General features: G+C 69.2%; 15 protein-coding genes. 12 read left to right on the top strand and 3 right to left on the bottom strand.

Annotated features, from left to right (window positions below):
* Positions 1-27 precede the first annotated feature (27 nt).
* Complete coding sequence (locus AC0NZN_RS06955; RefSeq protein WP_474591551.1) at positions 28-894, top strand: CHAD domain-containing protein; 867 nt, start codon at positions 28-30, stop codon at positions 892-894.
* A gap of 13 nt (positions 895-907) precedes the next feature.
* Here AC0NZN_RS06955 and AC0NZN_RS06950 read toward each other — a convergent pair whose 3' ends face one another.
* Positions 908-1,300 carry a YccF domain-containing protein gene (locus tag AC0NZN_RS06950; protein ID WP_474591550.1) on the bottom strand — a complete coding sequence of 131 codons (393 nt, stop codon included), beginning with the start codon at positions 1,298-1,300 and terminating at the stop codon, positions 908-910.
* A gap of 40 nt (positions 1,301-1,340) precedes the next feature.
* Positions 1,341-2,210 carry a class I SAM-dependent methyltransferase gene (locus tag AC0NZN_RS06945; RefSeq protein ID WP_474591549.1) on the bottom strand — a complete coding sequence of 290 codons (870 nt, stop codon included), beginning with the start codon at positions 2,208-2,210 and terminating at the stop codon, positions 1,341-1,343.
* A gap of 211 nt (positions 2,211-2,421) precedes the next feature.
* Between AC0NZN_RS06945 and AC0NZN_RS06940 the strand changes: the two genes are divergently transcribed.
* From AC0NZN_RS06940 to ligD, 11 genes are all read left to right on the top strand, one after another.
* Positions 2,422-2,955 carry a flavodoxin domain-containing protein gene (locus AC0NZN_RS06940; RefSeq protein WP_474591548.1) on the top strand — a complete coding sequence of 178 codons (534 nt, stop codon included), beginning with the start codon at positions 2,422-2,424 and terminating at the stop codon, positions 2,953-2,955.
* A 154-nt stretch (positions 2,956-3,109) separates the two neighbouring features.
* Positions 3,110-3,505 carry a DUF7144 family membrane protein gene (locus tag AC0NZN_RS06935; RefSeq protein ID WP_474591547.1) on the top strand — a complete coding sequence of 132 codons (396 nt, stop codon included), beginning with the start codon at positions 3,110-3,112 and terminating at the stop codon, positions 3,503-3,505.
* 500 nt (positions 3,506-4,005) lie between these two features.
* Entirely contained in the window at positions 4,006-4,986 is a 981-nt protein-coding gene (locus tag AC0NZN_RS06930; RefSeq protein WP_474591546.1) for a hypothetical protein, read from the top strand.
* 158 nt (positions 4,987-5,144) lie between these two features.
* Entirely contained in the window at positions 5,145-8,264 is a 3,120-nt protein-coding gene (locus tag AC0NZN_RS06925) for a S8 family peptidase (protein ID WP_474591545.1), read from the top strand.
* 186 nt (positions 8,265-8,450) lie between these two features.
* Entirely contained in the window at positions 8,451-10,910 is a 2,460-nt protein-coding gene (locus tag AC0NZN_RS06920; RefSeq protein ID WP_474591621.1) for an ATP-dependent helicase, read from the top strand.
* Between the two features lie 279 nt (positions 10,911-11,189).
* On the top strand, positions 11,190-13,271 hold the full coding sequence (locus AC0NZN_RS06915) for a carboxypeptidase regulatory-like domain-containing protein (RefSeq protein ID WP_474591544.1): 2,082 nt from the start codon (positions 11,190-11,192) through the stop codon (positions 13,269-13,271).
* Between the two features lie 113 nt (positions 13,272-13,384).
* Positions 13,385-14,365: an SseB family protein gene (locus AC0NZN_RS06910; RefSeq protein WP_474591543.1), complete on the top strand. Its 981-nt coding sequence runs from the start codon at positions 13,385-13,387 to the stop codon at positions 14,363-14,365.
* A gap of 51 nt (positions 14,366-14,416) precedes the next feature.
* Complete coding sequence (locus AC0NZN_RS06905; RefSeq protein WP_474591542.1) at positions 14,417-14,863, top strand: MarR family winged helix-turn-helix transcriptional regulator; 447 nt, start codon at positions 14,417-14,419, stop codon at positions 14,861-14,863.
* Complete coding sequence (locus AC0NZN_RS06900) at positions 14,860-15,417, top strand: isochorismatase family protein (RefSeq protein ID WP_474591541.1); 558 nt, start codon at positions 14,860-14,862, stop codon at positions 15,415-15,417. The genes AC0NZN_RS06905 and AC0NZN_RS06900 overlap by 4 nt, the downstream gene beginning before the upstream one ends.
* Positions 15,414-16,814: an MFS transporter gene (locus tag AC0NZN_RS06895; protein ID WP_474591540.1), complete on the top strand. Its 1,401-nt coding sequence runs from the start codon at positions 15,414-15,416 to the stop codon at positions 16,812-16,814. Before AC0NZN_RS06900 ends, AC0NZN_RS06895 begins: the two co-directional genes overlap by 4 nt.
* A gap of 82 nt (positions 16,815-16,896) precedes the next feature.
* Complete coding sequence (ligD, locus tag AC0NZN_RS06890) at positions 16,897-17,934, top strand: non-homologous end-joining DNA ligase (RefSeq protein WP_474591539.1); 1,038 nt, start codon at positions 16,897-16,899, stop codon at positions 17,932-17,934.
* 1 nt (position 17,935) lies between these two features.
* On the opposite strand, the gene AC0NZN_RS06885 is transcribed toward ligD, so the two are convergent.
* Positions 17,936-18,973 (bottom strand): ATP-dependent DNA ligase, encoded by a 1,038-nt coding sequence (locus AC0NZN_RS06885; RefSeq protein ID WP_474591538.1) that lies wholly within the window; start codon positions 18,971-18,973, stop codon positions 17,936-17,938.
* Between the last annotated feature and the right edge of the window lie 57 nt (positions 18,974-19,030).

Below are 19,030 nucleotides of genomic sequence, written 5' to 3'. Positions count from 1 at the left end.
TCGCGAGGACCGTTCGAGAGGCGCGGAATGTCATCCACGATCGGGGAGTTCCTGACGGCCGCACTGCGCACGGCTGCGGAGGAGGTGTCGAACACGGAGGCGGCGGCTCTCGCGGACGAACCGGACGGGGTGCACCAGCAGCGCGTGCGGGTGCGGCGGCTGCGCAGCATCCTGGCCGGCTTCCGCGACCAGCTCGACGCCCGCGCCGCCGAGCGCGTGCGGGTCGCGTACGCGGAATGGGGGCGCGAGCTCGGAGTCGTGCGCGACATCGAGGTGCGCGCCGCCGTTGCCGAGGAGCTTCTCCGGCGCGCCGGCGTCGACGATCCGGACGTCGTGCGACGTCTGGTCACCGCAGAGCGCGACGCCCACGCGGGGGCGCACGCGCGCCTCGTCGAACTCGCGGGGGAGCCGCGAGCGGTCGCCCGGCGCGAGATGCTCCGGGCATTCGTCGATGCGCCGGCGATCGTCGCTGCCGACACCCCGACGCCGGAGGTCGTGGCGGAGGTGCTGCGTCTCCAGGCGCACCGGGTGAGCAGGGCCGCCCATCAGCTCGACGGGACCAATGAGGCGTACCACGCCGTGCGGAAGGCCGCGCGGCGTCTGCGGTACGTCGCCGAGGCGGTGGCGGCCGCCGCGCCCGGGCTCTACGCGCACTCCGTCTCCGATCTCGCAGGCGCCGGCGATGCCCTGCACGACTCACTGGGCGGTCACCGCGACGCACTTCTGTTCGCGGAGCACGTCGCGCGCGAAGGCGTGCTCGCGGCGCGCGCCGGGGAGCGTTCGGATGCCTACGGCTTCATCGAGGCGATCGCGCGCGCAGACGCCGAATCGCATCTTCGTGCGCTGCACGACGCCGTGCGACAGCTGCAGGGAGCCGCATCCGAGCTGCCCTGATCCCGCGTGCGTGTCAGGCGGCGATGCGCACGGAGTCGACGGGCACGATCTCCTTGCCGAGCGGCATGAGCGAGATCGGAACCAGCTTGAAGCTCGCGATGCCGAGGGGGATGCCGATGATCGTGATGCACAGCGCGATGCCGAAGGCGATGTTGCCGAGCGCGAGCCACAGACCGGCGAAGATCACCCAGATCACGTTGCCGAGGAACGAGCCGACGCCGGCGCTCGGCTTCGCGACGATCGTCTGGCCGAAGGGCCAGAGCGCGTAGACGCCGATCCGGAAGGAGGCGATCGCCCACGGGATCGTGATGATCGGGATGCAGAGCAGCAGCCCGAACACCAGGTAGCCGAGGAACATCCAGAAGCCGCAGAGGATGAGCCAGAAGATGTTGAGGAGCGTGCGCACGCATCGATCGTGTCACGCTTCGGCGTGAGAGGGCTGGGTCTCAGCTCCGGTCCGGCCGGTGGGCGGTGACGAAGCCGCCGCGCGAGGATGCGTCGACCGACGTGCTCCGCTCGACCCCCAGGGGCCGGGAGTAGCGGCTCTGGAGGCCATCGACGGACACCTCCTCGACGGTCCAGCCCGCGTCGCGCAGCAGCTCGGCCGGGTCGGGCGGGTTCGTGCGAGCGAGGAGCTCGTCGAACGGGATGCCGGTCGCCATCGCGAAGGTCTTGAGCCGGTCGCGGGTCTCCGGGGTGTCCTCGAGGGCCGCTGCGCGCTCGATCACCGCGCGCGAGCCTGGCGCCGACAGGGCGATCACGTCGTCGAGGACGGCGCCCTGGTCGTGCGCACCGAGGTAGGGGAGGAGGCCCTCGAGCACCCAGTGCGTCGGCACGCCGGGCTTCATGCCGGCTCGCACGATGTCGGACGCCCACGGCTCCGTGACGTCGCCGGGCACCACGGTGCGCTCTGCCGCGGGGGTCGCGGCATCCATCGCCCTTCCGACGAAGTCGATCACGTCCGGAGAGTCGAGCTCGAACACGCGCGTGCCGTCGGGCCAGTCGAGCCGCCAGGCTCGCGTATCGAGACCGCTCCCCAGGATGACCACCTGTGGGATGCCGCCGCGCCGCAGTTCATCGTCGATGAAGCGCGTGCGCAGTCCGATGTACGTCGCGCCGAGGAGCAGGGAGTGCTGCACGGGGGTGACATCCGCCCCGCTCTCCGGCCAGTGCTCGGGGAACGGCACGTCGACGCCGGACGCGCGAACGAGAGTCGCGGCCCATGGGTCATGCACCAGGGCGTCCGGCCGATCCGACTCGAGGGCGCGGGCGGCGGCGACCGCGACGGCCGTGACGCCGACTCCGTGAACGGGCATGAGTCGATCCTGCCGCTCGGACGTCGGGCCGGGACAGGCGATTCGCTGCGGGCTGAACGGTGCCCGACCGCGCAGACCGGCGCCTCTCCTCGCCCGTCGACGGGACCTTCGGCCCTGCCGAGTGCTCGTGAGGGGGCGAAGACTGCGGTGACGTCGCCCGTCGACCGGGCTCGACGTCCTGGTGTGGGTCGCAATGACACGGAGGCTGGACATGAAAGTGCTCGTCGCTTACGACAGCAAGTACGGCGCGACGGAAGGCATCGCCGAGCGCGTCGGCGCGAGGTTGCGCACGCGGGGGCTCGAGGCGGATGTCGTCCGCTGCAAGGAGATCCGCGACGCATCCGGATACGACGCCTATGTCGTGGGATCCGCCACCTACGAATTCCGCTGGCGGAAGGCGGCACGGAAGTTCGTGAAGCGCAACGCCGACATGCTCGCCGCGCACCCGACGTGGCTCTTCAGCAGCGGACCGCTCGGCACCGACACCGTGGACAAAGACGGGAACGACGTGCTGAAGGGCGCCGAGCCCAAGCAGTTCGCCACGTTCGCAGATCTCATCCATCCCCGGGGCACTCAGGTGTTCCGCGGGGCCTATCACCACGACAACGTCCGCGGGACGGATCGGATCCTCGCCTGGATGCCTGCGATCCGCGACATCCTCCCCGAAGGCGACTTCCGCGAGTGGGACGTCATCGACACGTGGGCGGACTCGGTTGCAGACAGTCTCGCCGGGGTTCGCACCTGAGCGACGAGACGGCTTCGGCCCGCCGCCGTCGCCCCACGGATGGCGGGACGTTCGTCCCTGTCGTGTCGCGCCCGCAGTCGTACCGTGAGGCCATCGCATCGCATCAGCGAGCGGGTGGGATCGAGTCCGCACTCGTTGCGAGGGGAGAAGTGAAATGAGCACAATCAGAGTCAGCGGTTGGGTCGGTTGGGTGGTCTTCGCCGGCGTGATCCTCCTGCTCAGCGGGATCTTCGGCGTCGTACAGGGTCTGGTCGCCGTGATCGGACCCCACTCGTACTACGTGGTCACGAGCGGGTCGCTCTGGCTGCTCGACGTCGCCGGGTGGGGGTGGTGGAACCTCATCATCGGCATCCTGCTGATCCTCGCCGCGGTGGCATTGTTCGCCGGGCAGACCTGGGCACGAGTCGTGGCGGTCATCCTGGTCCTCCTCAGCGCTGTCGGGCAGCTTCTGCTGGTTCCCGCGCAGCCGTGGTGGTCGGCGATCCTCATCGCACTGGATGTCCTGATCCTCTACGCCCTCATCGCGCACGGCCGCGAACTTCGCGAGTGAGACGGTCGCGGGCGGTCATCTGGATGCGGGTGCGCGACAGGTGACCGTGATCTTCGACGCGCCACCTCGCGGATGCATGACATGCAGCGCGACCATCGAGGTCCTTCCTCAATCCGGGTGCCAAGCGCTCATCCCGGGCCGGTAAGACCAGTTTTACCGAATTCTGGACTCTGTGCTTGACTGGGCCCACCCACCCTCGTCGGAGCTCTGCCGACGATCGTGATCTTCGCCCTTGCGGCGCGGAAGCCGAGAGCGGTCTCGCGCTCGGCGTGGGCACACGAGACGGAGATCGGAATGCCCTCATGATCAATGGTCACGCGGAACCGCATTCGAACTCCTGGGATCAGATCGCACCGAGGTCGGCTCCGTTCCGGCTCTCGCCGTACTGGAGCGGCGTGAAGGCGACCGGACGCTTCGCGTCGTACTCGAAGGCCGACACCTGGTACCCCTCCTGGGGTGCTGATGGTGCCCTTTACTCTCCCTTCACGGATGGTGAGGTGATGGGTACCCGCGCGTGGAGTGGCGGCGAGGCAGCCACGACGGGGCACGCGACGATTCGCGGAGACGATCCCCTCGATCTCCGGATCGACGACATCGGCGTGGTCGCCGCCTCACCGGCACCCTACGGTGGCCGCTATCCTTCGGCTTCGCTGATGCTCGACGGCACCTGGTACCTCGGCACCTACTGCCTGGATCAGATTCCCGGTCGCGGCTTGAACTGGGACGTACTGGGTCCATTCGTCGGATTCCGCACATCGACCGACGGAGGCGAGACCTGGGTCGAAGGGCCTCGCACGCCTGCGGACCCCCTGTTCGGCGAGTCGCCGGCATCCAGCCGACCGATTCGGTTCGGTGCTCCCCATTTCGTGGACTTCGGGCGCAACAACGAGCACGCGCCGGACGGATACGCCTACCTCGTCGGGCACGGCAGCCGAGCCTCGAGCGATCAACTCACCTGGATCTCCGGGGACGAGGTCTTCCTGGCGCGCACGAAGCCGACGATCGAGGGCATCAATGAGCCCGGTGCGTGGGAGTTCTATGCGGGGTCGACCGACGACGAGCCTCGATGGTCGCGGGACCTCGGCGACGCGCACCCGATCGCGTCGTGGCCGGGGCACATGGGATGCGTCACGGTCACCTACAACGCGGCTGTGCGGAAGTACCTGATGTGCGTCACCGACGGCTGGCCGACCATCAAGGAGATGAACTCCTACATCCTGGAGTCCGACAGCGTGTTCGGGCCATGGCAGATGGTCGCGTACATGGAGGACTTCGGCCAGCAGGCCTACTTCCTGAACTTCCCATCCAAGTTCATCTCCGAGGATGGCAGCCGCGCCTGGCTCTGCTATTCCGCCAACTTCACCGACTCCTTCATGCACCCCGTGATGAAGGCCGACCCCGTGGGCAGCAGGTACTCCATGTGCTTGCTCGAACTGGAGTTCCAGCGCGTGGACAGCCGCGGCGCCGACCGGGCCCCGTGATCGGCTGAGGCTGGGAGCACGCGAGTCGGTCGGAGAGGCCGAACCTCCACGGATTGAGCGATCTGCTCAATCTGGAAGTTTCCTGTTGACTCCCCATGAGCTGGCGCATAGCGTTCGACTTCGAGTGCACCCCCAGTGCACGAGAAAGAGGTAATCCCTTGCATCGACGCATACTGGCGATCGCGGGCGCTCTCGCGCTCTCGATACCCGCCACCGCCGCCGTGGCCGCGACCCCATCCCCGGACAGCGGTCCATCGGCGCGTTTCGAGACGACCCCCCGCGGAGCGACCGGCGCGAACTTCGTGCCCGCCTCCGTCGCCGCCGACGGCACCGTGAACGTCATCGTTCAGCTGAGCGGCGACCCCACATCGGTCGTCCAGGCGAAGCAGGGCCGCAAGCTGACGGCTGCCGAGCGCGACTCCGTGAAGGGCGCGCTCAAGAAGCAGCAGGATGCGATCACCGGCGCCATCCGGGGCAAGGGCGGCAAGATCGTCGCGCAGATGCAGTCCGCCTACAACGGCATCCAGGTCTCCGTGCCGCAGAAGGCGGTCGGCGCGATCGCGGCACTGCCGAACGTCGTCGCCGTCTACCCGGCACGCACATACACGCTCGACAACGCGGTCTCGGTGCCCTTCCTCGGCGTTCCCGACGTCTGGCAGAACACCGGCTTCACCGGCAAGAACGTCAAGGTCGGCATCATCGACACCGGCATCGACTACACGCACGCGAACTTCGGCGGCCCGGGCACCGTGGCGGCGTACAACGCCGCCCACGCGAACGAGGCCCAGGCTGCGGACCCGGCGCTGTTCGGTCCGAACGCGCCGCGCGTCAAGGGCGGCACCGACCTCGTCGGCGACTCGTACAACGCCGACACCACGTCGGCCACGTACCAGCCGACGCCTCACCCCGACTCGAACCCGCTCGACTGCGGGGGGCACGGCAGCCATGTCGCGGGCACGGCCGCCGGTGACGGCGTGAACCCCGACGGCAGCACCTACGCAGGACCCTACGACTCGTCGACGCCCGCGAAGAGCTTCAAGATCGGCCCCGGTGTCGCGCCGCAGTCGGACCTGTACGCAATCCGCGTCTTCGGCTGCGACGGGTCGACGGATGTGGTCGTGCCGGCGATCGACTGGGCGGTCGACCACGGCATGGACGTGATCAACATGTCGCTCGGCTCGTCGTTCGGCAGTCCCGGCGATGCGGATGCGGTCGCCGCATCCAACGCCGTTGGCGCGGGCGTCGTCGTCGTCGCCTCTGCGGGCAACTCGGGCCCGAGCCCGTACATCGTCGGCTCGCCCTCGACCGGTGACGGCGTCATCTCGGTGGCCGCGGTCGACAGCACGGCCACCTTCCCCGGCGCGAACGTCGCCACGGGCGGCAAGAACGTGTCGGCGATCAACGCCAACGGCGCGAGCCTGGCCGGTCTCCCGTCGATGACGGTCGTGCGCCTGACGGACGACCCGAACACCCCGGAGAACGAGGCGCTCGGCTGCTCGACCGAGGCGTACGCGAAGGCGGGCGTCGTACCCGGGGGCAATCAGCTCGCCGTGTCCGTCCGCGGCTCGTGCGCGCGGGTCGCGAAGGCGATCTTCGCCCAGAAGGCCGGTGCCGCCGCTGCGCTCATGATCAACACCTCGACGGACTACCCGCCGTTCGAGGGCGCGATCCTGAGCAACCCCGACACGGGTGAGGACTACACGGTCACCATCCCGTTCCTCGGTGTGCGCTCGACGGATGCGAGTGCCTTCACGACGGGCAACCCTGCGACGGTGACGGCCGCAGAGCTGGCCAACCCGGGCTTCCGCAACTACGCGTCGTTCAGCTCGGGCGGCCCGCGCAACGGGGACTCCGGACTCGGCGTCGATGTGGCAGCGCCCGGTGTCTCGATCCGCTCGACAGCGGTCGGTACGGGCAGCGACAGCGAGGTGCTCTCGGGCACGTCGATGGCGGCCCCGCACGTGACCGGCGTGGCGGCGCTCGCCGTGCAGGCGCACCCGACCTGGTCGGGCAACGATGTGGCCCAGGCGGTCGTGTCCACGGCCGATCCGTCGAAGGTGGCCCACGAGAAGCTGACGCTCGGCGGCGTCGGGCTGGTGAACGCGGCAGGCGTGGTCGCCACCCAGGTGACCGCATCCGGTGACACCTTCAAGACGACGGACGGCAAGCTGAGCCAGACCGCTCTCAACTTCGGGTTCCAGGAGTCCGCCCAGGGCTTCAAGGGCACGAAGACGGTGCAGGTGACCAACCACGGCGACACTCCGGTGACGTACACCCCGACGGCCGAGGCCTCCGCGCAGTCGCGGGAGGCCACGGTGAGCTTCAGCGTGTCGTCGGTCACGGTCCCCGCACACGGCACGGCGAAGTTCTCGGTGTCGCTGTCTGCGGCCGCGGACGCGGTTCCGACGTCGACGGCGGGCACCTTCGGGTTCTCGGAGATCTCGGGCGATGTGCTCCTGACCTCGGGCTCGTCTGCGCTGCGCGTGCCCTACCTGCTGGTGCCCCGCTCGCTCAGCCGCGTGTCGGCACAGGCGTCGGGAAAGTGGACGACGACCGCCGACAGCACGAAGGCGATCACGCTGCGCAACCCCGGCGCGGCGCTCACAGGTCAGACGGATGCGTACACGTGGGGTCTCAGCGACCCGCAGGACGTGTCTTCGTCCGACACCGGCTATGACGTGCGCGCCGTCGGCCTGCAGTCGTGGGATGTCGGCGGGGGAGACCAGCTGCTCGTCTTCGCCGTGAACACGTGGAAGAAGTGGAACAACGCCGCCGAGAACGAGTTCGACATCGATCTCGACACCAACGGCGACGGTACCGTCGACCACCTCGTGTTCTCGGCCGACTACGGTCAGGTCACCTCGGGCACGCCCGATGGTCGCACGGGCGTGTTCGTCTACGACGTCGCGACCAAGGCGCTCGGCTCGTCCGGGTTCCTGGCGTCGGCCCCGACGGACAGCAGCACGGCGCTGCTGCCGGTCTACGCGAGCGACCTCGGTCTCTCGTCCACGAACGGGGCGTTCAGCTACGGCGCAGCCGGATTCTCGTCCCTCAACGGCGGCTCCGACCTGGTCGGTGGTGCGGCCGCCTTCAACCCGTGGACGCCGGCGCTGAGCTTCGGTGACGGCGGGCCGGCCGTCGCGCCGGGCGCGACGCAGCAGCTGAACGTCGCGTTGAGCGCGTCGGCGTTCGCCGCGCAGAAGCCGTTGGGTGTCATGACCGTGGTGCCGGACAACGCCGCGGGCGAGGGCGAGGCGCTCCTCACCCCGGTGAAGTGACGCACCAGCGCTGAAGACGCGGGGCGGGGCTCGTCATCGACGGGCCCCGCCTTCGCTTGCGGGCACAGCGGGGCCGCTCCGCGGGCCCGCGTCGATGTCGGTCACGGCGCCTAGACTCGTAAGGCCATGATCGACGCATCCACCCCTGGGTCCACACGCCCTGAGGCTCCGCGCAGCGCGCCAGCGATGCGTCAAGGGGGCGTGGGGATCATCGTCGGGGGCGACGGCGGTCCGCGACCCGACGATGCGCGACCCGACGAGGACCTCCTCGTCGGCCTCAATCCCCAGCAGCGCGAGGCGGTCGTGTTCCGCGGACAGGCTCTGCTGATCGTCGCGGGCGCCGGCTCCGGCAAGACCAGTGTGCTCACGCGCCGCATCGCGAGCCTGCTGCGCTCGCGCGAGGCCTGGCCGAGCGAGATCCTCGCGATCACGTTCACCAACAAGGCCGCGGGCGAGATGCGCGAGCGTGTCGAGCACCTCGTCGGCAACAGCGCGAGGGGCATGTGGATCTCGACGTTCCACTCCGCATGCGTGCGCATCCTGCGCCGCGAGGCCGAGCAGTTCGGCTTCACGAAGTCGTTCACCATCTACGACTCCGGAGACTCGCGCGCGCTCATCAAGCGGCTGGTCAAGCAGCGGGAGGCGGATGCCTTCGGCCTCACGCCGGCGGCCGTGCAGAGCAAGATCTCCAAGCTCAAGAACGAGCTGGCGGACGCCGAGTCGTACGCGCGCCAGGCGAACATGAACGACCCCGCCGAGCGGGTATTCGTCGAACTGTTCGGCGACTACCAGCGCGAGCTGCAACGGGCCAACGCGTTCGACTTCGACGACCTCATCGGGCAGACCGTGTTCCTGTTCCGCGCGTTCCCGCGGGTCGCCGACTTGTATCGCCGCCGGTTCCGGCACATCCTCGTCGACGAGTACCAGGATACGAACGCCGCCCAGTACGCCCTCATCCATGAGCTGACGCGACCGATCTCGGACTCGGGCGCCGAACCGATCGAGTCCAACGGGATGATGATCTTCGAGCCGGAGCGGCCGGCGGCATCGAGCGCCGGCGGGGACGGCGCATCCCTCACCGTCGTGGGCGACTCGGATCAGTCGATCTACGCGTTCCGGGGTGCCGACATCCGCAACATCACGGAGTTCGAGCGCGACTTCCCGGGCGCGAAGGTCGTCCTGCTGGAGCAGAACTACCGCTCGACGCAGAACATCCTGAGCGCGGCGAACGCGGTCATCAGCAACAACTTCGACCGCAAGGACAAGCGCCTGTGGAGCGCCGATGGTCCGGGTGAGAAGATCGTCGGCTACACGGGCTACTCGCAGCACGACGAGGCCCAGTTCGTCGCCGAGGAAGTGGAAGCGCTCCGTCGGGGCGGCGTCGACTACTCCGAGATGGCGGTCTTCTACCGCACCAACTCGCAGTCGCGTGCGCTGGAGGAGATCTTCATCCGCGCCGCCGTGCCGTACAAGATCATGGGCGGCACCCGGTTCTACGAGCGTGCGGAGATCAAGGACGCCCTGGCCTACCTCGTCGCCGTCGCGAACCCGGCCGACGAGATGGCCTTGCGCCGCATCATCAACAGGCCGCGGCGCGGCATCGGCGACGTGACGGTCGAGGCGATCGCGCGGTACGCCCAGAACGAGGGCATCACGTTCCGTGACGCTCTCGCCAACTCGTCGGCGCTCGGCGTCGGGCCGAAGATGCAGGCTGCGATCGCGCAGCTCGACCAGGTGCTGGCGGATGCGACAGATGTGATGCTGCCGGCATCCGGCGAGCTCGCTCCGCCGACCGCGGTCGCCGAGGGGCTCACGCTGCTCATGGACCGCAGCGGATACCGGGATGCGCTGCGCATGAGCCGCGACGCGCAGGACGAGGCGCGGCTCGAGAACGTCGACGAGCTCATCGCGGTGGCACGAGAGTTCGCCCGCAACAACCCCGAGGGCACCGTCATCGACTTCCTCGCCGAGGTCGCGCTCGTCTCCGACACCGATGACCTCGAGGATGCCTCGGGCTCCGTGTCGCTCATGACCCTCCACACCGCGAAGGGGCTGGAGTACGACGCCGTGTTCATCACCGGTGTCGAGGAGGACCTCATCCCGCACCGCATCTCGGCGAACGAGCCCGGCGGACCCGCGGAGGAGAGACGCCTCTTCTACGTCGGGGTGACGCGCGCGCGCAAGCGCCTGTACCTCACCCTCGCGATGACGCGAGCGCAGTTCGGCGAGATCTCGGTGGCGATGCCGAGCCGCTTCCTGCAGGAGATCCCCGGCGACCTCGTCGACTGGCGCCAATCGCCCGGCGACGTGAACTCGCGCGGCGGCACGCAGTCGCGCGCGCTCAACGCACGTCCGGGCGGCGGTGGCTCTGGGTGGGGTCGTCGGCAGATCCGCCACGACGATCCGCCAGCGCTCGCGCCGAAGTCGACCTCGCTCGACCGGTTCCCGAATCGCATCCCGGCGAAGCTCCGTGACAACGGCGACATGGTTCTCGAGGCGGGGGACCGCATCCGTCACGACGACTTCGGCGAGGGGCGCGTGGATGCCGTCACCGGCGAGGGTGCCAAGCGCGTCGCGCACGTTCGCTTCGATTCCGGCGGGCTGAAGAAGCTGCTGATCAAGGTCGCCCCGATCACCAAGATCTGACTCCGGGGTGCAGTGCAAATCTTTATCGAATTGATTGTTTACCGAGAGCAACCTGAACGTTAGCCTCATCCGGTGCCCACGAAGGCCGTGGCACTGAAAGGACCGCGAAGAGCGGTCAGGATGGTGGCGCAGTTGCGCAAATGGAGAATCGTCGCGCTCGCCGGCGCGATGGTGCTGGCATTGATCGCCGGGTCGGCTTCGGCCTGGGCCGACGATACGAGTCCGAGTCCGAGTCCGAGTCCGACTGCGAGTGGGAGCCCGGCCGGATCGATCTCGGGTGTGGTGACGACCGATAGCGGTGCGTCTGCGGAGGGCGTGCAGGTCATCGCCGACTTCCTCGACCCGCAATGGGGTATCTGGACGTGGAAGCAGACGACGAATGTCGCCCCCGACGGCACGTACAGCCTGTCCGATCTGCCGGACGGCGACTATCGGATCGATTTCCGCGCGGGATCGGGAACGAGCAGCGTGATCGAGCAGTGGTGGAGCGGGGCGGCCGACCTGTCGTCGGCGACCACCGTGAACATCGCAAACGGGTCCGCTGTGAACGACATCAACGTGACGATGAGCGTCGGTGCATCCATTACTGGAACGGTGACGACCGCCAGCGGCGCTCCCGTGATCGGCGGTTCGGTCAGCGCAACCGATGCGACGACCGGGGGATCGGACGGCTACGCGACGACGGACATGACCGGCGAGTATGACCTGGCGGGCCTCAAGCCGGGGAGTTACGTGCTCCAGTTTCAGCCGGGCTACCTGAACGGTTCTCTGGCAGCGGAGTGGTGGAAGGACGCGCCGTCGCGATCAACCGCGACGCCCATCACCGTTCACGCCGGCGAGACCGTCGCCGATGTCAGTCCCGTTCTTGCGTCGGCTGGATCCATCACCGGCGTCGTGAGGGCCGACAGCGGAGCTCCCGTCGCGAACATCTACGTCTCGGTGTATGAGGCGACCACCAGTGGCTTCGGCGACTGGATCGGCTCGGGTATGACGGACGCGACGGGTGCCTACACAGTGACAGGCCTTCCTGCCGACACCTATAAGGTCCAGTTCTCCTCGGGTGGCTCCGTCCTGGGGGAGTGGTACGACAACGCGGCAGATCACCTGTCCGCAACGCCAGTGTCCGTCGCCGCCGGCGCATCCACTTCGGCGGACGCCGTTCTCGCCACGGGAGCGACGGTGACCGGCAAGGTGGTGGACAGCAAGGGCAACCCGGTCGACAACGTAATCGTTTTCGCTCAACCCGCCGATGGACATGGTTTCCGCAGTGGAACGAGCACCGCTTCCGATGGCACGTACGCGATCACCGGTCTCGAATCGGGCGCCTACCAGGTGCAGTTCGACACATCGATTGCCACCCAGAATGTCGCTTCGGAGTGGTGGAAGAGCGCGACAGCAGTGAAGGCGAAGGTGCTCCAGCTCGCCGCCGGTGCCGTGACCAGTGGAATCAACGCTCGACTGGACGACGGGGCGTCAGTCACGGGGACGATCCGAGACGATGGCGGTGCCCCCGTGGCGAACGCCTACGTCTCGGTCTACGACGACGCTCAGCAAGTCGTTGGATCCACATGGAGCGCAGCCGACGGTTCGTATACGGTGCGAGGTCTGCCCAGTGGGGATCTCAGACTGCGATTCAGCGGGCAGTCCGGGACAGGCCCAACTGTCGTGGAGTGGTGGAAGGGTGTGTCGACGATCTCCGCAGCGACGCCGATCGCCCTCAAGACCGGTCAGATGGTCCGGAATGTCGATGTGAACCTCTCCCCTGCTGGCGGGGGCGTTGCAGAGGCCTGGAACGCATCGATCTCGGGTGTTCTGACGGACGGGCTCGGGCATCCGATCGCCGGGGCTGCGGTCATCGCCGCGTCCTCCTACATGGGTGATATCGCCCAGACGGATGCCAACGGCGCCTGGTCCATCACGAGCCTGGCGGCGGGCGACTACCGCGTCTCCTTCACCGCGGACGTGGGCGGCGCGCACATCGTTCAATGGTGGAACGGCGCCTCGAGCCGCGACACGGCGACACCGGTTGCATTGGGAAGCGGTGAGCAGCGGACCGACATCAACGCGTCCCTCGGCGCCGGAGCTCTGCCGGCCCTGCGCTCGGCGCAGCCGAAGATCACAGGACCCATTCGGGTCGGCGCGCTGCTCAAGGCGAACGCGGGATCGTGGACGAATGGCACGCAGTTCGCGTACCAGTGGTTCGCCGACGGCACGGCGATCGGTGGTCAGACCGCTGCATCCCTCTCGGTCACTCCCGATCTCGTGCACAAGCAGCTGACGGTCCTGGTGACCGGCACGTTGGCCGGGTATCAGAGCGTCTCGCGGTCTTCGGCCCCGACCTCACCGGTGCCGGCTCCGTAGCGGAGACAGAGAAGGGGCCGGCTCATCGCGTCAAGATGAGCCGGCCCTTTTTCGGGGCGTGCCCCCCGTGACCCCCTGACGAGCCACCTCCACGCGGCGGTTAGGCTCGACGCATGGCCCTTTTCTCGCGTCGTCCGAAGCCGTCCTCTGAGCAGGACGCGGACACTCGCGATGTCGCGGCCGCCGAAGAAGCCGCCGTCGAGGAGGCCGCTCCGGTCGAGGACGCGCCGCAGGTCGGCATCTCGGTCTCGTCGTTCGCGGGCCTCGGCGCCACCGCGCCGGCCGCCGCGGCTCCGACCACCGAAGAGCCCGGCATCCCGGGGCTCACCGACAATGTCCTGCTCCGCGACGCGATCGCGGCCCTCCCCGAGGATGCCAACGGCACGCAGGTCGTCGGCGTCGCCCGGCAGATCCTGCAGGGCCAGCTCTTCCTGCGCGTCCGTGGCGATGCCCGTGCGCTCGCGGCCGAGGGCAAGGAGCTCCCGCTGGCGGTCGCATCCATCGAGGACACGCCGTTCGTTCTCGTCTTCAGCGGCGGTTCGGCGCTCCAGGCTGCGGTGCGCCTCGACGGGCAGGTCGACTCGTCCGTGATGGCCCAGGAGGCAGGGATCGTGCTCCGCTCGGTCCTTGCCGGGCCGTACGGCGGCATCATCCTCGACCACGCATCGCGCCAGACGCCCGTCGTGCTGCCCCGTCCCCTCATCGAGCGCGCCCTGGAGGAGGGGGACGACGAGTTCACCGTCAAGAACCTGCTGGCCGCCGAGCGCACTCCGGATACCCCCGCGCTCGTGGCCGCGGCGCTGCCGAACGTCCCCCTCTGGCTTGCGGCCAACCGCGCGAGCGAGGCCGACGACTGGGGCCTGGCAGAGTCGCGCAACGCAGCGGGTGAGCGTTTCCTGGAGGTCTTCACGCACCCGCTCGAGGTGCTCGCGATGGGGCGCGGCGATCAGCCGATGCCGATCCGTGTCGATCAGCTCGTCTCGGGCTTCGAGGGCGACGATGGCCTCACGGGCATCGTCGTCGACCCCGGCGGTCCCTGGATCCAGCTGTCGCGCGCCGACCTCGCTCCCGTGTTCGCCGCGGCAGGCGAGTGATATATGCAGGCTGACTGCGCAGTTAGCCTGTAGAAGTGTTACGCTCGGTCCATGGCCGAGATCGATGACATCGCCGCTGCGGTGCGCTCGTCCGCGTCGCGCCTCGCGCGCCGGCTGAGGGCCGAGGCGGGGCACGCCGAATACACCACCGCGCAGGTCGCCGTCATCCGCACCCTGCTCGAACGGGGCTCCGCGACGACCTCGGAGCTGGCCCGGATCGAAGGCGTTCGCCCGCAGTCGATGAGCGCGACCGTCGCCTCGCTCGAGAACATGGGCGTGGTCGACCGGCGGCCCGACCCCTCGGACGCGCGAGCATCCCGTGTGTTCCTCACTCCCGAGGGGGAGCAGGCCATCATCGCCGGACGCGCCGCCAAGCAGAGCTGGCTCATCGAGACCATGTCGGAGCGGCTCACCCCCGAGGAGCAGCAGATCCTGGGCCAAGCCGCCCTCCTCATCGAGCGGATGCTGCAGCCCCGTCTCACCGAAAGGGCATCATGACCGTCACCGCCCTCGACCCGCAGTCCGCGCTCGTCGTGATCGACCTCCAGCAGGGCATCGCGGGCATCCCCGCGGCTGCGCCGGTCGTCGCACAGGCGGTGCGGCTCGCGGAGGCCTTCCGCGCAGCGAGCCTGCCCGTCGTGCTCGTGAACGTGACCGGGGGAGCGCCGGGGCGCGTCGAGCGCCCGCGGCCCAGCAGCTCACGGCCGGAGAACTGGGCCGAGCTGCTGCCGGAGCTCCGCCCGGCGGCACCCGGGACGATCCTCGTGACGAAGCAGACGTGGGGCGCGTTCCACGGCACCGACCTCGACGAGCGGCTGCAGGATGCGGGTGTGACCCAGGTCGTCCTGGCGGGCATCGCCACGAGCGCGGGCGTCGAGTCGACCGCGCGTGCAGCCCATGAGCACGGCTACAACGTCACGATTGCGACGGATGCCGTGGCCGACATGGACCCTGTGAACCACGAGCACGCGTTGACCCGCATCCTTCCCCGCATCAGCGAGACGGGCTCGACCGACGAGATCCTCGAGTTCCTGGCGGCGAACGTCCGGTGACCACGCGGAGCGCTGACGCGCGAACGCGAGGCGAGGGCACGCCGCATCCCTTCGGGGCGCGCTTCGTCACGCCGCTCCTGTGGGGCACGTCGCTCAACCCGATCAACTCGTCGATCCTCGCGACTTCGCTCGTCGCGATCGGCACTGCCTTCGGCGTCGGCGCCGGGCAGACCGCGGTGCTCGTGGCGGCGGTCTACGTCGCGAGCGCCGTCGCGCAGCCCGCGATGGGGCGGCTCGGGGAGCAGTTCGGCGCGCGCCGGGTGTTCATCGCCGGACTCGTCGTGCTCACGATCGCCGGCATCGTCGGGACGTTCGCCCCGTCGTTCGCGTGGCTGATCGTCTCGCGGGCGCTCATCGGGGTCGGCACGGCGGCGGGCTATCCCACGGCGATGGCGATGATCCGCCGTCGCGCGGACTCCGCGAAGGTCGGCATTCCCGGCGGGGTGCTCGGCGGCGTCTCGATCGCGGCCCAGTCGTCCGCCGCGCTCGGACTCCCGCTCGGCGGCGTGCTGGTCGGCGTGTGGGGCTGGCCCGCGGCATTCGCGGTCAACATCCCGCTGGGGCTCGTCGGTCTCGCGATGGCCCTCATCTGGCTGCCGAAGGATGCCGCGCTCCCACGCCGGGGCGGGCGTGAGCTCGCGCGGGTTCTGGATCCGCTCGGCATGCTGCTGTTCGCAGCATCCGTCGTCGCGCTCATCGCCGTGCTCTCCGACGTACGCGAGCTCGCATGGTGGCTCGTCGCAGTCTTCGTCGTCGCGGTCGCCGCATTGATCCTCTGGGAGCTGCGCGCGTCGCAGCCCTTCATCGACGTCCGGATGCTGCGCCGCAACGGACCCCTCTCGCGCACGTACCTGCGCCAGACCATCGCGCTCGCCGCCGCGTACACCGTGCTGTACGGCTACGTGCAGTGGCTCGAGGACAGCCACGGCTACCCGGCGAGTGTGAGCGGACTGATCATGCTGCCGATGTCTGTGGTCGCCGCCCTGGGCGCCGCCCTGATCGCGCGTCGGGCGCTCATCCGCGGTCCGTTGACCATCAGCGCGGTCGCCCTCATCGGCGGCGGCGTCGCGATGATGTTCGTCACGAGCACCACGAACATCGTCCTGCTCGTCGCACTCAGTCTGCTGTTCGGCGTCGCGCTCGGCTTCACCGGCACGAGCAACCAGGCCGCGCTCTACACGCAGACGACGGCCGATCAGATCGGCGTCGCCTCCGGCCTGGCGCGCACCGCGTCGTACCTCGGCGCGATCTTCGCGTCGGCCCTGATCGCACTCGCGTATCCGGGGCGGGCGACGGATGCGGGTCTCCACGTGTCCGCACTCGTCGTACTGGTCGCCGGTATCGCGGTTCTCGCCCTCGTGCTGCTCGACCGACGGCTGCCCTGGCGCGGGCACTGATCCGCCGCGCGAGTCGCGAGACGTGGTCCGTCACCTTCGGCGGCCCTGGCGTCGTGTCCGATCCGATCGATAGCGTGAACGGGTGGCTACCGAGCGCATCACTCTGACCGTCCCCGGCCCGCACGGCGATCGAGAGGTCGGGGTGTCGAACCCGAACCGGGTGATCTGGCCCGAGCAGGGGATCACGAAGCAGGAGCTGGCTGAGTACCTCATCGCCGTGTCCGGCCCGTTCCTCGCAGCGAACGGCGACCGGCCGGTGTCGCTCGAGCGCTTCCCCGAGGGCGTCGGCGGCGAGAGCTTCTTCTCGAAGAATCCGCCCAAGGGCGCGCCCGCATTCGTCGAGGCGGTGACCGTGACCTACAACAGCGGTCGCCGGCATCCACAGCTCGTCCTCACCGAGACCGCCGCCGCAGTCTGGGCCGTACAGATGAACACGATCGTCTTCCACCCGTGGGCGTCGCTCACGTCGAACACCGACAACCCCGTCGAGCTCCGCATCGACCTCGACCCGCAGCCGGGCACCGGATTCGCCGAGGCCGCCGCTGTCGCCCCCGCGCTGCGCGAGGTGCTGGCAGAGGCGGGGCTCGAGGCGTGGATCAAGACGAGCGGCAGCCGCGGCATCCATGTCTTCTGTCCGATCGAGCCGACGCACGAGTTCCTCGACGTCCGCCACGCGGTGATCGCCGCCGGGCGCGAACTCGAGCGGCGGCTGCCCGACAGAGTCACGATGAACTGGTGGAAGGAGGAGCGCGGCGACCGCATGTTCGTCGACTTCAACCAGGCGAACCGCGATCGAACGATGGCCGGCGCCTACAGCCCGCGCGCATTGCCCGGAGCGACCGTGTCGACCCCGCTCTCATGGGACGAGCTGGATGCGGCGGACCCGGCGTCGTTCACCGTGCGATCGGTTCCGCAGCGGCTGGCGGACACGGGCGATCCCTGGGCCGAGTTCGGCGCGAAGCCCGGGCGCATCGACACCCTGCTCGAGTGGTGGCAGCGCGACCTGGAGAACGGACTCGGCGAGCTGCCGTTCCCGCCCGAGTTCCCGAAGATGCCGGGGGAGCCGCCGCGCGTGCAGCCGAGCCGCATCAACCCGGAGAACTGGCCGAAGGGCGAGTGATTCAGCCCTCGAGGACGTCGGCGAGGTCGTAGGCGGCCACCACTTCGAGCTGGTCGTACGTGCAGGAGCGCGCGTCGCGGTCGGGGCGCCACCGCTCGAACTGCACGGTGTGACGGAACCGCCATCCCTCCAGCTGGTCGTAGCGCACCTCGAGCACCTTCTCGGGGCGGAGCCGGACGAACGACGAGTCTGCCCGACCCGCCTGGAATCGGGACTTCTCGCCCTCGCCACGGATCGCCTCGCCGGACTCGTCGCGTTCGACGAGCGGCGCGAGCTCGTCGATGAGCTCGAGGCGCCGCTTGTCGCTCCATGCGGCCACGCCGCCGACGGGATACAGGGTTCCGTCTTCGCTGTAGAGCCCGACGAGCAGTGAGCCGACGCCCTGACCGGACTTGTGGATGCGGTAGCCCAGCGCGACGACGTCGGCCGTGCGAGCGTGCTTGATCTTGAACATCGTGCGCTTGCCCGGCGCGTACGGCTGCGCGAGCGGCTTCGCGACGACGCCGTCGAGCCCGGCGCCCTCGAACTCCGCGAGCCACTGGCGGGCGAGCTCGGCGTCATCCGTGGCCCGCGTCAGATGGATGGGCGAGGGCACCTCGCGGAGCAGGTCGACCAGGGCCGCGCGGCGCACGGCGAACGGCTCGCCCTGGAGGTCCCGGTCGCCGACGGCGAGGAGGTCGAAGGCGATGAACATCGCGGGCGTCTCCTGCGCGAGCTTGTTGACCCGCGAGGCCGCAGGATGGATGCGCTGCGACAGCGCCTCCCAGTCCAGTCGCCGCCGTCCGCCGCGATCGACGGGCACGACGATCTCTCCGTCGAGGAGGCACGGCTCGGGCAGCAGGCGAGCGAACGCCTCGACGAGCTCCGGAAAGTAGCGGGTCAGCGGCTTCGCGCCCCGCGACCCGATCTCGACGTCCGTGCCGTCCCAGGAGATGAGCGCGCGGAACCCGTCCCACTTCGGCTCGAAGCTCAGGCCTTCGTTGCGGGGGATGTCGGCGACGGCCTTGGCGAGCATCGGCGCGGGGATGGCGTACGGCATGGCTCCATCCTGCCGGGCGCCGCCGACAAAGGGGAGGTCGGCGTGATGCGCCGGGCC

This window comes from Microbacterium sp. sgz311019, from assembly GCF_056135325.1.
The sequence above is the reverse complement of the archived record's forward strand: the minus strand, read 5'-3'. Positions and strand labels throughout refer to the sequence as shown.

Bases quoted from the DNA above. Each gene is read 5' to 3' on its own strand.
- AC0NZN_RS06935 (WP_474591547.1), top strand. From the start codon at position 3,110: ATGAGCACAATCAGAGTCAGCGGTTGGGTCGGTTGGGTGGTCTTCGCC.
- AC0NZN_RS06910 (WP_474591543.1), top strand. From the start codon at position 13,385: ATGGCCCTTTTCTCGCGTCGTCCGAAGCCGTCCTCTGAGCAGGACGCG.
- AC0NZN_RS06905 (WP_474591542.1), top strand. From the start codon at position 14,417: ATGGCCGAGATCGATGACATCGCCGCTGCGGTGCGCTCGTCCGCGTCG.
- AC0NZN_RS06955 (WP_474591551.1), top strand. From the start codon at position 28: ATGTCATCCACGATCGGGGAGTTCCTGACGGCCGCACTGCGCACGGCT.
- AC0NZN_RS06920 (WP_474591621.1), top strand. From the start codon at position 8,451: ATGCGTCAAGGGGGCGTGGGGATCATCGTCGGGGGCGACGGCGGTCCG.
- AC0NZN_RS06900 (WP_474591541.1), top strand. From the start codon at position 14,860: ATGACCGTCACCGCCCTCGACCCGCAGTCCGCGCTCGTCGTGATCGAC.
- AC0NZN_RS06930 (WP_474591546.1), top strand. From the start codon at position 4,006: ATGGGTACCCGCGCGTGGAGTGGCGGCGAGGCAGCCACGACGGGGCAC.
- AC0NZN_RS06945 (WP_474591549.1), bottom strand. From the start codon at position 2,210: ATGCCCGTTCACGGAGTCGGCGTCACGGCCGTCGCGGTCGCCGCCGCC.
- AC0NZN_RS06885 (WP_474591538.1), bottom strand. From the start codon at position 18,973: ATGCCGTACGCCATCCCCGCGCCGATGCTCGCCAAGGCCGTCGCCGAC.
- AC0NZN_RS06940 (WP_474591548.1), top strand. From the start codon at position 2,422: ATGAAAGTGCTCGTCGCTTACGACAGCAAGTACGGCGCGACGGAAGGC.